The organism is Paenibacillus sp. FSL H3-0469 (genome assembly GCF_038051945.1).
In the GTDB taxonomy this organism is placed as follows: domain Bacteria; phylum Bacillota; class Bacilli; order Paenibacillales; family Paenibacillaceae; genus Paenibacillus_AQ.
Genome location: NZ_CP150302.1, coordinates 1,391,934 through 1,406,077, shown reverse-complemented (window position 1 = coordinate 1,406,077; position 14,144 = coordinate 1,391,934). Strand labels below are relative to the sequence as shown.

At 44.7% G+C, this 14,144-nt stretch carries 16 protein-coding genes; 12 read left to right on the top strand and 4 right to left on the bottom strand.

What is annotated here, in order from left to right:
- Nucleotides 1-8: 8 nt before the first annotated feature.
- From NSS83_RS06180 to NSS83_RS06170, 3 genes are read left to right on the top strand one after another with little or no spacing between them, the layout of a single operon-like run.
- Entirely contained in the window at nt 9-773 is a 765-nt protein-coding gene (locus NSS83_RS06180) for a hypothetical protein (protein ID WP_341347874.1), read from the top strand.
- A complete protein-coding gene (locus NSS83_RS06175; protein ID WP_341347873.1) occupies nt 766-1,644 on the top strand; it encodes a hypothetical protein in 879 nt (292 codons plus the stop codon). The genes NSS83_RS06180 and NSS83_RS06175 overlap by 8 nt, the downstream gene beginning before the upstream one ends.
- Before the next feature lies 1 nt (nt 1,645).
- Nucleotides 1,646-2,284 carry an ABC transporter ATP-binding protein gene (locus NSS83_RS06170; RefSeq protein ID WP_341185313.1) on the top strand — a complete coding sequence of 213 codons (639 nt, stop codon included), beginning with the start codon at nt 1,646-1,648 and terminating at the stop codon, nt 2,282-2,284.
- A gap of 111 nt (nt 2,285-2,395) precedes the next feature.
- Here the strand turns inward: NSS83_RS06170 and NSS83_RS06165 are convergent, their stop codons facing one another.
- Complete coding sequence (locus NSS83_RS06165) at nt 2,396-4,246, bottom strand: PA domain-containing protein (RefSeq protein ID WP_341347872.1); 1,851 nt, start codon at nt 4,244-4,246, stop codon at nt 2,396-2,398.
- A 244-nt stretch (nt 4,247-4,490) separates the two neighbouring features.
- Between NSS83_RS06165 and NSS83_RS06160 the strand changes: the two genes are divergently transcribed.
- Together NSS83_RS06160 and NSS83_RS06155 are read left to right on the top strand one after the other, a co-directional pair.
- On the top strand, nt 4,491-5,969 hold the full coding sequence (locus NSS83_RS06160; protein ID WP_341347871.1) for a serine hydrolase domain-containing protein: 1,479 nt from the start codon (nt 4,491-4,493) through the stop codon (nt 5,967-5,969).
- A gap of 170 nt (nt 5,970-6,139) precedes the next feature.
- Nucleotides 6,140-6,832, top strand: a complete 693-nt coding sequence (locus NSS83_RS06155) for a metallophosphoesterase family protein (protein ID WP_341185316.1) — start codon at nt 6,140-6,142, stop codon at nt 6,830-6,832.
- Nucleotides 6,833-6,837: 5 nt separating this feature from the next.
- On the opposite strand, the gene NSS83_RS06150 is transcribed toward NSS83_RS06155, so the two are convergent.
- Nucleotides 6,838-7,398, bottom strand: coding sequence for a helix-turn-helix domain-containing protein (locus NSS83_RS06150; protein WP_341347870.1), 561 nt, complete (start codon nt 7,396-7,398; stop codon nt 6,838-6,840).
- A gap of 32 nt (nt 7,399-7,430) precedes the next feature.
- Complete coding sequence (locus NSS83_RS06145; RefSeq protein ID WP_341347869.1) at nt 7,431-7,781, bottom strand: hypothetical protein; 351 nt, start codon at nt 7,779-7,781, stop codon at nt 7,431-7,433.
- Between the two features lie 283 nt (nt 7,782-8,064).
- On the opposite strand from NSS83_RS06145, the gene NSS83_RS06140 reads away from it, so the two are divergent.
- From NSS83_RS06140 to NSS83_RS06120, 5 genes are all read left to right on the top strand, one after another.
- Complete coding sequence (locus NSS83_RS06140) at nt 8,065-8,508, top strand: DUF4275 family protein (RefSeq protein ID WP_341347868.1); 444 nt, start codon at nt 8,065-8,067, stop codon at nt 8,506-8,508.
- Between the two features lie 128 nt (nt 8,509-8,636).
- A complete protein-coding gene (locus tag NSS83_RS06135; RefSeq protein ID WP_341347867.1) occupies nt 8,637-9,329 on the top strand; it encodes a methyltransferase domain-containing protein in 693 nt (230 codons plus the stop codon).
- Between the two features lie 171 nt (nt 9,330-9,500).
- On the top strand, nt 9,501-10,427 hold the full coding sequence (locus NSS83_RS06130; RefSeq protein ID WP_341347866.1) for a hypothetical protein: 927 nt from the start codon (nt 9,501-9,503) through the stop codon (nt 10,425-10,427).
- Nucleotides 10,428-10,511: 84 nt separating this feature from the next.
- Complete coding sequence (locus NSS83_RS06125) at nt 10,512-11,255, top strand: hypothetical protein (RefSeq protein WP_341347865.1); 744 nt, start codon at nt 10,512-10,514, stop codon at nt 11,253-11,255.
- A gap of 26 nt (nt 11,256-11,281) precedes the next feature.
- Nucleotides 11,282-12,136 carry a DUF1648 domain-containing protein gene (locus tag NSS83_RS06120; RefSeq protein WP_341347864.1) on the top strand — a complete coding sequence of 285 codons (855 nt, stop codon included), beginning with the start codon at nt 11,282-11,284 and terminating at the stop codon, nt 12,134-12,136.
- Nucleotides 12,137-12,265: 129 nt separating this feature from the next.
- Here the strand turns inward: NSS83_RS06120 and NSS83_RS06115 are convergent, their stop codons facing one another.
- A complete protein-coding gene (locus tag NSS83_RS06115; RefSeq protein ID WP_341347863.1) occupies nt 12,266-12,757 on the bottom strand; it encodes a GyrI-like domain-containing protein in 492 nt (163 codons plus the stop codon).
- A gap of 99 nt (nt 12,758-12,856) precedes the next feature.
- Here NSS83_RS06115 and NSS83_RS06110 point away from each other — a divergent pair, with 99 nt between their 5' ends.
- Nucleotides 12,857-13,810: a YafY family protein gene (locus tag NSS83_RS06110; RefSeq protein ID WP_341347862.1), complete on the top strand. Its 954-nt coding sequence runs from the start codon at nt 12,857-12,859 to the stop codon at nt 13,808-13,810.
- Nucleotides 13,803-14,144 carry a hypothetical protein gene (locus tag NSS83_RS06105; RefSeq protein ID WP_341347861.1) on the top strand — a complete coding sequence of 114 codons (342 nt, stop codon included), beginning with the start codon at nt 13,803-13,805 and terminating at the stop codon, nt 14,142-14,144. The genes NSS83_RS06110 and NSS83_RS06105 overlap by 8 nt, the downstream gene beginning before the upstream one ends.

The following is a 14,144-nucleotide window of genomic DNA, read 5'->3' as shown; positions in this document are numbered from 1 at the left end:
TCTTCCTAATGAAACCAATTTCTTCTTTATTAAGGGTCGGATTTAGCCGAGCGCTTTTTTCTTGGAATTTTCTGCTCAGCGTCAGTATGGTGACAGTTGTACTACTGATGACCTCGATAGGAATGATCAATCCCCAATCGGATGTGCTATCCGTTGCAATCATAAGCGGTAGTGGAAACATCCCTTTAATTGTCGGGATCTTACCTTTACTTCCTTTTGCCATTACCTTTGCTTCGGAATGGGAGGAGCGTGCGGTTAGCTTCTGGATTATACGCTCGGGTGTAAGGGCATACGCCATTAGTAAACTAATGGTGAGTGCAGCGTCAGGTTTTTTGACTACTTTTACTGGGATTTTGCTGCATGTGTTGCTATTGCGGATTCAGTTACCTTTGTATACAACCTTTCAGACCGGTGATGCCTACGCTGTTTTGTTAGATGCCGGGAAGCCATGGACCTACTTGCTAAGTGCAGCAGCTCATTTGTCCTTGTCCTCTGCATTGTTTGCGGTGATAGCCCTATGGATTTCGGCATATATCCCGAATAAATGGACGGCTTTAACAGCCCCAGTTGTTCTCTATTTTGTTTGGCTAAGGCTAACAAGATATTGGGATATTCCGCCTTTCTTGAACCCAGGGATGCTGGTGGAAGGCACTTACCATGCGGGGTCTCCGATGGCTTCATTACTTTTTAAGTTCGGAATGGTCATGTGTTTAATTTGGTTGATGGGGTATGGAACCATCGGACAAATCGGGAGGAGAGTGCAGCATGATTGAGGTCAAAACTATATGGCTCTGTGCGCAGCTCAACTTCAAAAAATGGATAGTCACCCCACGAATCTATTCACTTGCCATTGTAGTTTTCTCCTTCTCCTTGTGGATGTTTTCCTGGATTTCGGATTATGCTGCTGCTGTGAATACGTCCGTATCTCCCTGGGTATTTCCCTATTTAATGAGTGTCCCTGTCTTATTCCCCATTTTTGGCTGTCTGACTACATTGCTATTTTGCGATGCTCCGTTTATGGATAGTCATACACCTTACCTGATGATCCGCATGAGCAAAAGAGATTGGGCGATTGGACAACTTCTTTATATCGTGTTAGCCGCATTTGTTTATACTGCTTTTTTTATGGTAATGTCTATGCTCGTGCTTATTCCCCACGTTCAATTTAGTTCCGATTGGGGAGCGGTTTTAAAGACAATTGCATTCAATCGCAATAGCCTGAATAAATATGGAATTACACCATTTGTGGAAATTGGCGCCCCTGTGATTACCCTTTTTTCTGCGAGTTCGGCTATGCTGATTAGTTTTGGGATGTTTTGGCTCGTATCCATATTCATCGGTGTCCTCATCTTCTGTTTTCAGGTTGTTATAGGCAGACTAAGTGGATTAATCGCCGCAGGCATATTCACTTTCATTTCCTACTTTTCTGTTTATGTAGGGAAGATGGCTTATGGTCGTATCATCTATTATGTATCACCACTTAACTGGAGCAGTATGTTTTATCTGGATTGGGGCGGTACGGGCCAGTTACCCTCTCCGGTCTATGCAGTGAGCGTTCTTGTAATCGCGATTCTGTTCATGAGTGTTGTCTCAGTTATTGTTTTTTGCAGACGCGATATGAATATACAGGAAGGGAGAAGTTGATGTGAATCCATATAAGGTTGAAGTATTGGAGGCCAGCAAGCAATTCAAGGAGACAACAGCGCTAAATCAGGTGACAGTCAAATTCGAGACCGGCCGGATTCATGGAATTATTGGACGGAATGGCTCGGGGAAGACAGTTCTGTTCAAATGTATCTGTGGTTTCATGCAACTTAGCTCTGGAAGTATACATATTGACGGACAGCCGGTCAAGCCTGCTGTGGCGCAGAACATTGGTCTAATTATAGAAGACCCTGGGTTCATCGGTTCTCTCAGCGGTTTTAAAAACTTAAAGTTGCTTGCCTCGATTCGTGGGCTGATAACAGAAGAAGAAATTCATGATACTTTGAGGCGTGTGGGACTCGACCCGGACAGTAAAAAACATGTGAGAAAATACTCGTTAGGTATGCGCCACCGTCTAGGGATTGCTCAAGCCATTATGGAAAAGCCACCGTTGCTCATTCTGGATGAGCCAATGAATGGATTGGACAAGCAGGGCGTTTTGCAAATACGCGAGGTGTTCAAAGAACTGAACAAAGAAGGGACTACCATCATTTTATCTTCGCATTATGCTGAGGATATTGAAGTGTTATGCGATACTGTTTCTGAAATGGACGGGGGTATCTTAACGCCCATAAGATAGTGAGGTCTACCTGCCGCCACTATATACGGCACCTGCCAGCATTGCGCCATCAAGGGCAAAAGCCAATGAATGGGGTAATGCGGCAGGTTCAGAGCAAAATTTATCATGCAACTACTTCGTCCGCCCCAAGAAAAACGAATACCGGTCCGCCGTCCCCAACTCCGTAGTCTCTGTACGATCCATAAGCTGTAATGCTTTCAATAGAGACCCGACTTGTTCGTGCATCAGGTTCACATCGAATTTATCCATTTCTCTGTCTGCACTATCTACCAGCAGATAATCTGGCATGGGGATGAGTCCAATCATTGGAATCCCGGCATTGAACAGGGGCTGACTCTCACCGAATTGAAACTTATTATGTCCGCGCAGGATAACGGTCCTGGTGTTACTTCTATCTTCAACGGCTTTCTTCCAAATGGCTTCCATGATTTCATTTCCTGCATAGGCAAATTCAGTGCTTATTTCTCCAGTGGGTCCATATTGTCCGTAAGCATTGTCCTTCCATTCCAAGCTGCCTAGATGTTCTACAGTGAGTCCTGCCACGGCTTTCAGGTGCCCATCTGTACCATCCCACAGCTCAGGATGTGCCTGCATCCAGGTTGAGGTTGCCTGCGAGGTACCTTTGAATTCAGGCAATCGGAAATGTCCTGTTACGAAGGTGAAGATCATAGTCCGTTCGGGTTGCTCCTGCTGCTGCAGGTAACGAATCATGGAGAGCATTCCAATCGCACCGTCTTCTTCTACCACATTTACACCGTCAGTATGCGTATTAACGATGATCGATTCCTTTTTGTTCTTTCCTTCAATTTTCACATAAAAAGATTCAGTCGGCGCATGTTCCTGTTTCTCTGCCTCTAAAATCACTGTGCCCGCCTTATGTTCCTTAGCTGCATTGACCACTTTTTTCCCTTCTGTTTTATTGACCCAAACTGCCGGGATTCCGAAATAATGCTCGGTGAAGGGGAGGTATTGCTTTTCAGCCTTTTCATCTGAAACGCCATCCCAGACGATGATGACTGCTTTCACGCCCTGTTCCTTTGCTTCATCCAACTTAGCGTGCTTCAAACCTGTGGTAAGGACTAGATCGCCTTCATCTGAAGGAATACTGTCCGGCGCTTTAAAGGTATTACGTAGGTTCATAACCAGTGCGATGGGGAAATTCTTTAGGTTCTTGATTTCAACGACAGCTATTTTACCCTTGGCATCCTCATACTCACCAGGTTTGGTGTAGACAAGTTCTCCAGTTACTCCATTGCTATCGGTCTCCCCGGAGTATGGAAACGCAGAGGATACATGGATTTCCTGGTTATCTATGATCACAGAGCTTGTCTTCTCTTCCCAGCGGTCAAAAGTGTACTCGTCACGGTATACCGTAAGGCCCATATCCGTCACCTGCTGCTGTAACCAGGCAATGAACTGATTGTGACCTTCTGAGCCCGTTGTACGGCTGCCGAAGGAATTCATAATTTCTATATTTTTCAACATGGTGGTTGGAGAATCAAGCTTGTCATTGTTGACTTCAACATTTAAATCAGCTGGCAGAGTAACGGACCGGGTAATCGGCTGAGCATAGATATTAACGATCCAAAAAACACTGGCAATCACAGCCACAATACCGTACAATACTCTCCGAACTACTAGCAAAACCTTCCCGCTCTTACGCACTTCACCCGCAAAAAACACATTCCATACCCCTGCGACGATAAGCAGTAAAATAGCGAGTATAAACATCCAAGGTTCATTAGTGACTAAGAATAAAATCTCGGTTAGCAGGGCAACTGCATAGACCCAGAACCTATTACCTCTTTTATTGCGTTGGAAAGTATATATCCCTAATTGTGCCAATAGAACGATTATTGCTAGTACAGCGAACAACATTTCTTTCCCGATAAATACAGAGGCACCAAGTGCCAGAAGCAGGAATACAATCCCCGACAATTCTCCATTACATTTACTTCTCATAATATACCTCTCTCACAATCTTTTATAAATTTAGTTTAAAAGCATCCTTAACTATATTTCACTATAAGGGTTGAACTATACTGCAAGGTCAAACTAAAAAAACTTTTCTTTATACTCCGTAAATGGACTTCTTTTTGTCGGGGTAAAGTACTAATCACGTATAGTGCAGGGAAAGGCTGCTGCAAGCCGTCATACTAGATAAGTGTAAATTGATCCAGATGACCCTACTTGAAGGAGCATAACCATGAAGAGATCAACGCGTAGAACAGAAATACTGCTAAAAGGCATTGCGATGCTGCTGATTGTAGTCATTGCTACGGCTGCATGCTGGCATGAGATTGGAACTCTTTTGGCCGCAGGGAAGATTGACAGTGAGTCCGGCATGGTGCAGAGCATCATGGACAAGACAGCGACCCCAGGTGTAGCGATCTTGTCCGCCAGAGGTGGTAAGACCGATTTCCAAACCTACGGCTATGCCGATAAGGAGAAGCGAAGGCCAGTTACAGCGGAGTCGCTTTTTGAACTAGGCTCAACGACCAAGGCCTTTACAGCGCTGGCTGTGATTATGCAACAGGATCAAGGGGAATTGGCTTTTACCGATGATGTCTCGCAATATCTGCCAGAGTTTGCTCCAACCTATAAAGGGGAGAAGGCCAAGATCTCAATTAACCAGCTACTTGCACATACTAGCGGAATACCATCGTGGAGCATTCGCCTGATCCCTGAAGGTTCAGGGAGGGAGCAGCTTACAGCGACCATACATAAGATGTCCAGCCTAGCGCTGGATACCCAGCCGGGCAGTGCGTATCAGTACGCAACAGTGAACTACGATATTCTGGCAGGGATTATTGAACAAGTTACAGGGATGAGTTATCAGGAATATGTGACGGAGTACATTCTGAAGCCGCTGGGGATGAACGACAGCTATTTCTCTACAGGGCGGGAACGGAAGCCGGAGCAGCTTGCTCAGGGGTACCGGGTGTTTTTTGGCAAAAGCATGGCTTACGATGCTCCCAGATACTACGGAAATATAGCCGCAGGGTATCTGGTCACCAATCTGAACGATTTGCAGCACTGGGTCAATGCCCAGCTGGGAAGCAGCGATATTCCAGATGAACTGAACAAGGCCATTCAGCAATCTCATGAGCTTGACCTCCGTACAGCGAGGCATGAAAGTGAAGACCTGCGCTATGCCTTCGGCTGGAGCCAAAACTCGGAGACGCATGTAATCCGTCATAGCGGCAGCAACCCGAATTATTCCTCCCAGGTAATCATCGATCCGCAGCGGAAGGAGGGGGTGTTCGTACTGGCTAACCTGAACTCTACCGCACCCACGCTCATTGCCCAGAATATCTATGACCGGATGCAAGGGCAGCCGATGAAGACCTTTAAGTATGATGATACCTATATCCTAATGGACGGGATAGCTTCGTTGTTAGTTGTGTTAACTGTGATCGGGATTACGTTTAAGCTCATCCGGCTGGCGGCAGGGAGAAGCGATTTTGCCACGGAGAAGGGAATCAGCCGTCAAAAAATCAAGGCGCGTGTTACGCTGATTATAAGAGCACTGTTGCTGCTAGTTGTGCTGGGCTGGCCTTTATTGGTAAATTACAATTACACTATGATTAGTGTATGGATGTCCTATTCGGTCTTGCTGTGGATGGGGCTGGCTTCGCTTAGCTGCGTGTTGTCTATGGTCCTGGCAGGCAGACATTGGCGTTAAGGTGTGTATAGCTTCAATTTAGAAACGCACATCGCTTCTTACTTAAGCTCTCACTATGAACAAGATAAAAAAGAATTTAGAAGGTTTATCATAAATGCAACCTGGGAGAAGCAGGAGAAGAAATATGCTTTTGCGGTCCAATCAAACGCCCTCTGATAGGAGGAGATCCCATGATCTACATAACAGGCGACATTCACGGTTCCATCAGTGTGGCCAGCCGCTTTAACTCCAGGAACTTTCCTGAGGGCAGGACGCTGACGAAGCAGGATTACGTCATTATCGTTGGCGATTTCGGCTTGCTGTGGGCAGATGACAAAGAGGATCGTTTTTGGCTAAAATGGCTTACAGAGAAACCATGGACCACCCTGTTCATTGACGGGAACCATGAGAACTTTGATTTGCTGGAGTCCTATCCAGTCTCCGAATGGAATGGGGGTCAGGTACATCACATTACTCCCAGTATCATTCATCTAATGCGCGGGCAAGTTTTTGAGATCGAAGGGAAGAGCTTTTTCACCTTTGGCGGAGCGGCTTCTCATGACAAGGAGTACAGGAAGGCTGGCGTCTCCTGGTGGGAACGCGAAATGCCAAGCCCTGAAGAGTACCAGGAAGGCATCCGCAATCTGGAGATGAACCAGTGGAAGGTTGACTATGTATTGACCCACACGTGCTCCTATGATGCGCTTCAGTGGATCAAAGAGCGCTATAATACGAATGTGGAAGTTGATCTTATGCATACGTATTTCAACCAAATTAAGTTTAGACTGGAATATGGAAAATGGTTCTTTGGGCATTTTCATCATAATGCGGAGCTGCCGGATGAGCAGGTGCTGCTATATGAGGACAGGGTGAGGATTGTATGACGTTTCTATGTGGCTGGTGACTTTCTGACTTTGATACTATTATCGATCATATAATTAATAATTTTATCGCTAACATTAAATTTATCCATTACAGGCCGCCCGCATTTAACGTTTTCGTGGTGCTCATCAATCTCTCTTTTTAAATCTAGCATTTTAGCTCGTAATGATTCTTTGCCGCCGTAGTCACGGCTTTTGTAATCAGAAGCGCCTAACTTAAGCTCTTTCCAGTGCATATTATCCAGCCAGACAAGCAATAGCCCGCCTACCAAAACCGCGTGGGAAGAAAAGGTGCGCTCCACTGAAAGCCCTGCTTCATCAGCCATACTCTTAACTGTCCTGTAAACAGTTCTTAATTTATTCTTATCTGTTTCCTCTTCAATCATAATGGGACCAAATACCTGCAACATCCCAACCTCAAGGACGACCCAGTGCGTTCCAAACTTTCGGGCGGTACCCGCTGGGAAGTCCTTGATTTTTTGCCGTACTCTAGAGGCGCTTAAATCCCATTTATGTGCTGCTTCAGATAATGTCAGGATGGTTTCATCATTAAGATTGATTTCGTTCATACATACACTGCTCCTATTCGTGAGGGGAAGAATCATTTTTTTGCCATAACACTAGAAATATGATTTTGAACCTCATCTATTGTAAAGTCGCCGCTTAATCCTTGGAGTCTAGATGAAATAACTCCATTATTTTCGATTAAAAGGGAGTTATACGTTTTTTGTGTATAGTAAGAGCCTGTGTAATCTAAGAACATAACATACTTAGAATTTGAACTAACATAATAAGAAGGGTCTGTTAGTTTTATAGATATTGTTTTATTCGTTTCGTCACCTTGTAACACTTTCAAGACATTTAGATTTGATTCTTGTGAAGGAGGGTCACCGTCAAGATTTTTAGTACCATTGATTTCCCCATATACAACCAAGTCTGAATTAGCGACCAATTCCTCAAAAGTGTACGAAGGCCAATCCCCGCTATTGAGATTGTTTTCAGTACTAGGTTTGGTTGAGGATGTACATGAACTAATCAAAAATGCAAACAAAAATTACAATGTTAATTTTGTGAGTCCGGTTCTGTTCATCTTTATTTCATCTCCTTTTATGATAAAAGGACGGGGAAGTAAAAGAAATAGTTCCATCTAGGCTAAAATATTATAAACTTAATTTCTTGCTGGAAAACGTTGATTTAAAGGAGTATGGGAATATAACGAAAGGGGATGAGAACGAATGAAGAAAACAAAGCTTACAGAAATAGTCCAAAAACGAAGTATTCAATATACTGAGGTTGGTAAATGGGGGAAGTACCTTAGAGGCGTGTGGGAGAAGGAGTTTGCCGAGGCCATTAGCATCGATGAGAAAAGGAAAATATATTTGCATGGCTTTTTATGGCATCTATTCAGCTACAAAAAAGTAGAGGTATTCGAGAAGGAACATGCCAAAAATGCATTTAACAATGAATCGAAGAATCGTGTATATGTGTTTTACCAACATTCTGATTATGCATTAACTATAGAGAATGCGAAGAACATTGTGGCTGAAGATTTTAATTATGAAGATGATATTTATATCGTAGACACGGAATTTGAGTGGACGTATGTGAACACACATGAATCCGAGTGCGGACCTTATTTTTATTATAAAAACAAGAATCTTCACATAACCAACGGCTAAGCACTGGATCAGCTTCCGTTCATCATGATTTCATTATAAGACTACTACAACAGCTTTACTAAAAAACGATTTGTAGCTATGCTTAAGATTGAGCTGAGACTAGACGAGTAGAGGAAAGGTGAGCTGAGATGAGCAGAGAGGTTAAATTGGATTTAAGCCGTATCGTGTTTATTGGACGTACCTTTGAAGAATATATGTCCATGTTTAATTTAACAGAGACGGAATTGAAGGGACGGTCCATTCTGGATTGCCCCGCTGGAGCATGTTCGTTCACAGCGCATGCGAATAAACGGGGTGCCGATGTAACGGCAACGGATATCGCTTATTACCATGACTATGAGGATCTTCACGCAAAAGGCCTGAAAGACTTGGAACACGCCATGACCAAAATGGAAAGTGCCCAAACAAACTACGTATGGGAATACTTCAAATCCGTTGAAGAACTAAAACAACATCGCTACCGCGCATTAACTGATTGTGCAGAGGATATGAGAAACCATCCCGGGCGTTATATTGCATCGGCACTGCCTTCGCTCCCATTCAAGGATAAGCAATTTGATCTGACACTGTCTGCACACTTTTTGTTTATGTATTCAGACCGGCTGGACTTTGATTTCCATAGGCAAGCGATCCAAGAGCTACTTCGGGTAACCAAACAGGAGATCCGGATCTTCCCTTTAGTCAGCCTTTCAGGAGAGAGATATCGTCATTTGGATGTGCTGCGCACCTTTTTACATCAACAGGGCTGTTCAACTGAAGAAATAATAGTCGGATACGAGTTTCAAAAGGGAGCCAACAGCATGTTGAAGATTACGCTGTAGATTACGGTTTAAACAGAGTTGACTCGATAAAGGCGCTAACTCCATGTTAGTGTCTTTTCGTATTTCCCTAAGCTTCGCCATACTTCCGCCATGTTCCGGTTCCAGCTACTCTGCCATAATACGGTAATAGAACACAGGATGGTTTACATCAGCTCTTAAGGAGGAATTGGCATGTTTCATAAAACAGTGACGCTGCAGCCTTTTGCAGATATTTCAATGTATACTGAAGGGTTCAAGATCGTCTCAGCTCAATTAGGTGGAGATGGCTGCGTATATGTCCTGCTGATTAACCAGATCCCGGAACGGAAACGTGGAATGTTTGTCCAGCCGGCTTTGGAGCAACCGCATACCTACAAAGTTCTGATGGTAGAAAGTCAACATTATATCGATGAAATTACATTTCCGGATCAGCATTTCAATTATCATTATGTTCAGCCGCTCCGCAGACATCTGCTGCTGGTTGGAGCACGCTGCTCGTATTACGGTGCAGGCAAATATGATCTGAACGCCAAAGTATGTGATTATACAGGACGTACCGTTCGTGAGTTCCTGCTTGGAGACGGGATTCAGAATGTTCAAGTGACGGAGAAAGGAACCATCTGGACCAGTTATTTTGACGAAGGCGTGTTCGGGAACAACGGGTGGGATCAGCCTGTCGGTGAACACGGCCTTGTGGCCTGGGATGAGCATGGAAACAAATTGTACGAAGATCATGTGTCGGATATTGCTGATTGTTACGCTTTGAATGTGGTCCGTGAAGAGGAGGTCTGGTTTTATTATTATACAGACTTTCTGCTCGGCTGCATCTCAGGAGGACCCGGTCAGCCCAAGGTTACGTTTATGAATCCTGAGATTTCCGGTTCGTCCGGGTTCTGCACGGATGGTTGCCACTTCTTGTTCGACGGCGGTTACGGTAAACACGGAGAATATGTTATCAAGAAACATGAACAATCAAGCTTGACCAAAGGGCATAAGGTAAAGTTCCTGAATGAAAAATCCGAGCCTCTTGTACCCGTGACGCAAGATTTTCGGGAAGACCGCGTGCTGTTCTGTGCAGATGATATGTTGTATCAGGTTTCGGTTAGTGAATTGCTCTGATGATGCGGGGTGCGGGGAAGTGACACGTACCCCATAATATGGTAGGGTTATTGCACTACGCGGAAATTGAGGGTGGCATACATAATGAAGGTTAAGATTTTATTTATTTTATTGACAGTTTCATTAACAGTAAATGTAGTGATATTTTATGGATTATCGAAGTTTGATTTGGTTGAGAAAGGAAGTACAATCTCTAGTACCACTAAGTCAGCTTCTGTTTCAACTTCTATTGATATCCCTAATACAAGTATCCCTAAAACAAGTAGGACAGAAGATTCATTGACAATAATAGATAAAGATATAATAGAAGCAAAAGTAAAATCTGGTTATGGATATATCTATAGCTTAACTGATGATCAAATCATGAAGGCGATCAATGAAGGAAAACAAGATGGTGCTTATTTTGGTGAAGATTTCAAATTACCCTTATTATCATCGACCAGCAATGACAGTACATTTGAATACATGGACATATTTATTAATACACCTTACAGATATGTGGCAATACATTCAAGTAATCAATACGCGAAATATGATAGGACGTCATCTATAGAAGAAGTGTGGAGATTTATCAGCTATGATCATATATCATTTTCTGCTTATGTGATGCGTGGATGGGCTAAGATGTTAGCCATTGAACTGGAACAGGAGGGTAGAATAATAGAACCTTATAAGACTGATAATAATGAGGATGGAAAGATGAAGAGTGTGAACTTTTCAGTAAATGATATAGATTTTCGGGAACCCGCTACTTTGAGAATATTTGAAAAAAGTAATCCTGAAAAATATGCTGAGTATAAGATCGTTTTCGAGGATTATGTTAAATAATATTCATGTAGAATGAGGTGAGTGATATGACGATGCTGCCTGTTATCGTATTTATCTTAGTGTTTGTACCTACCATTATAATCATAGTGAGTATGCCTTATTTAACAAAAGAGACGATTAGTTTCGGAGTCACCGCCAGCACTGAACAATTCCACAGTGAGCCGCTGCGCCAGATGCGGAGATCATATGCCAGGATTAGTGCTATTTTACATACCATGTTATTCAGTGTTGGCATCCTATGCCTAATCTACAGTGATGAACATTCGAGGCAAATCAGTTGGAGCATTATTTCCTATTCACTCGCCATGCTCGTAACCTCCCTGGTTATTAACTTTAAGTATCACTTGAAAATGAAAAGCGTACTGCCTTTGCTGCCTGCTGCTCCCGAATCATCGGTCATGGAACCAGGACCCCGGAAAGGAAATGTTGGCCTGCCCAGTCATTGGTTCCTCATTCATGCTGTTATTATTGTGGTTAGTATTGTAACAGTGCTGCGCAACTACGATCTGATTCCTGACCAGCTTCCAATCCATTTCGACAGCAGTTGGACCGTAGACCGCTATGTAGATAAATCTTATAGTATCGTGTTTATACCTACGATCATGCAGGTGTTAGGAACTCTTCTGTTCATATTTGAGTATTGGAGTATCCGCAGAGGGAAGAAGCAGGTTAGAGAAGACGTATCTTACCGGCGTGCCTGGTCGAATTTTATGATTACAGCAAGCTTCTTGTTCGTTATCCTGTTATCCGTCGTGCAGCTAAGTATGATCTCTCTGCTTAACATTAATTTTGTTATCCCCGTTGTCCTAAGCATAATTGCTTTTATCATCCTATACGCCTGCACTTTAACGTACTGGGCGGGTCAGCGCGAAAGCCGCTAGACATGAGCAGATAGCCTACGCGCTGGATCAGCCACGCCTCAAATTTGGAGTGCCGCTGATCCAACGCGCTACAACGCAACGAAGCTGCTTCTACCTATAGCGTAACGTTATTTCCTCTTAGTGGAGTCCTCATTCTGCCTTCCGCTTTTTCACCGGCACCCATACTTCGACTTCGGCATCCATTGGGTTGCCATTTGTTAGTACCTCTACGATTGGATCTCCAGTGTATACGTACTCGTAGTCATCCTTCAGAATCGCCCCGAACGCCTCATCCTCCAGCTGGTCAAACGCAAGACGCGATAACCCGCCCTGACCTGACAACACCAGATACTCTCCTCCCGGAAAAATCACTTCAACCGCAGTCTCTGGCTGAGACCCCGACGACTGAACACCTGCAATATACAGAATCTTTCCATCCTCCTGAGCAATGGCGGCGAAGCCGTAGGGGCTCTCGGACAGCGGACGCAGGGAGGCCATGGAGCCGTTCTCCAGCATGCTTTTGAAAAAAGCCGTTTTGAGCGGAGAATACGCCGGATCGTGCACCGCCCCGCCTTCGCTTATAGCCGTCTTGTACCCGATGATGCGGAATGCTGCTTTCATTTCAATTCTGGTTGAAATCATGACAATGTACCTCCTGAATTGTGGTTTTGGTGTATTCATGGCAAGCATAACCTACCAACTGTGACACCTGTATGGCATACTTGAATGGAGGTGATTTGGATGAAAATGGATCGCTTGATTGCGCTTATTATGATCCTGCTGGAGCAGGATCAGATTAGTGCACGCGAGTTAGCGGAGCGGCTCGAAGTCAGCCGGAGAACGATTTACCGGGATATTGATACGCTGAACCGGGCCGGGCTGCCGATCTATACCCTTTTTGGCGCTTCAGGCGGTGTCGGTCTGATGAAATCCTACAAAGTGGGCAAAACCCTGTTCACTCCGCAAGAAATCCAGAACCTGCAGAATGGACTGCTCAGCTACAAGCAACTGTTCGGGCGGCGGGAGACGGTCTACGCGGCGGAGAAGCTGCAGGCGCTCTATCCTGACAATGCAGAGGGCAGACCGGTTGCGCCGTTCGTGATGGATCTGTCTTTAAATAAGGGGAACGAATCGCTGCGCAGCCTGTTTGGGCTGATCGAGACGGCGATGAATGAGCACGCTGTGTTGGCTTTTGCGTATACGGATGCGCGGGGGCAGATTAGTGAGCGGCGGGTGGAGCCGTATCAGGTGGTTTACAAGGAGAGCAGTTGGTACTTGCAAGGTTATTGTATGGATAAGCAGGACTACCGGATATTCAAGCTGGCCAGAATGAACGGTCTCCAGGTAACGAAGGAGCAGTTTGCTCCAAAAGCATTCACCCCTCTCCCGATGGATGGCGGCGATTGGCTGAACCAGGGCTGGGTGGACGTTACAATCCGGCTGGAACGCGCTGTCATGGATCGGGTGATCGAACGGTTCGGTGCCGACCATATCCTGCGGGTGGATGAACACCACTGCTGGGCCAAGTATCCCATTATTGCAAATGACTATGGCTACGACCGGCTGCTTGCTTTTGGCGATAAATGTGAAGTGCTGGGACCGCCCGAGATCCGGCGCGGGTTCAAGGAATATGTGCGGGGGATTATGAGGAAGTATGAGGGGGATTCGCGAGGGAGGGAGGGAGCCGATGAATGAAGTGAAGTATTCTATTTGGATTGAAGCTGAAGAATGGGCTGAAGGGGAATGGAACATAGTTGATGGTAACACGGATGCTATAGTGACCTTTGAAGATGGCTCAAGGTGGGTGGCTTCATTTTTTACATACCAGAACATTCAGACACTGGCTGACAAGAATAAACAAACAGGAGAGTGCTTGCACGGCAAGTATTTTCGGGGAAGTGACATGGTGCTTGTGGACGAGTGTAGTCGTAAGCAGATTGAAGAGGTAATTGCACATTTTGTAAGTAGCGGTGACTTTGAAATGATATTTAGCAGGTGTGAAGAGGGGCGTGTAGATCAGATTTTATAG

What these genes read in the sequence shown, in the direction of transcription:
- NSS83_RS06150 (WP_341347870.1), bottom strand. Translation starts at nt 7,398, where the DNA reads ATGAACGAAATCAATCTTAATGATGAAACCATCCTGACATTATCTGAA.
- NSS83_RS06175 (WP_341347873.1), top strand. Translation starts at nt 766, where the DNA reads ATGATTGAGGTCAAAACTATATGGCTCTGTGCGCAGCTCAACTTCAAA.
- NSS83_RS06115 (WP_341347863.1), bottom strand. Translation starts at nt 12,757, where the DNA reads ATGATTTCAACCAGAATTGAAATGAAAGCAGCATTCCGCATCATCGGG.
- NSS83_RS06130 (WP_341347866.1), top strand. Translation starts at nt 9,501, where the DNA reads ATGTTTCATAAAACAGTGACGCTGCAGCCTTTTGCAGATATTTCAATG.
- NSS83_RS06140 (WP_341347868.1), top strand. Translation starts at nt 8,065, where the DNA reads ATGAAGAAAACAAAGCTTACAGAAATAGTCCAAAAACGAAGTATTCAA.
- NSS83_RS06110 (WP_341347862.1), top strand. Translation starts at nt 12,857, where the DNA reads ATGAAAATGGATCGCTTGATTGCGCTTATTATGATCCTGCTGGAGCAG.
- NSS83_RS06120 (WP_341347864.1), top strand. Translation starts at nt 11,282, where the DNA reads ATGACGATGCTGCCTGTTATCGTATTTATCTTAGTGTTTGTACCTACC.
- NSS83_RS06155 (WP_341185316.1), top strand. Translation starts at nt 6,140, where the DNA reads ATGATCTACATAACAGGCGACATTCACGGTTCCATCAGTGTGGCCAGC.
- NSS83_RS06165 (WP_341347872.1), bottom strand. Translation starts at nt 4,246, where the DNA reads ATGAGAAGTAAATGTAATGGAGAATTGTCGGGGATTGTATTCCTGCTT.
- NSS83_RS06180 (WP_341347874.1), top strand. Translation starts at nt 9, where the DNA reads ATGAAACCAATTTCTTCTTTATTAAGGGTCGGATTTAGCCGAGCGCTT.
- NSS83_RS06105 (WP_341347861.1), top strand. Translation starts at nt 13,803, where the DNA reads ATGAATGAAGTGAAGTATTCTATTTGGATTGAAGCTGAAGAATGGGCT.
- NSS83_RS06160 (WP_341347871.1), top strand. Translation starts at nt 4,491, where the DNA reads ATGAAGAGATCAACGCGTAGAACAGAAATACTGCTAAAAGGCATTGCG.
- NSS83_RS06125 (WP_341347865.1), top strand. Translation starts at nt 10,512, where the DNA reads ATGAAGGTTAAGATTTTATTTATTTTATTGACAGTTTCATTAACAGTA.
- NSS83_RS06135 (WP_341347867.1), top strand. Translation starts at nt 8,637, where the DNA reads ATGAGCAGAGAGGTTAAATTGGATTTAAGCCGTATCGTGTTTATTGGA.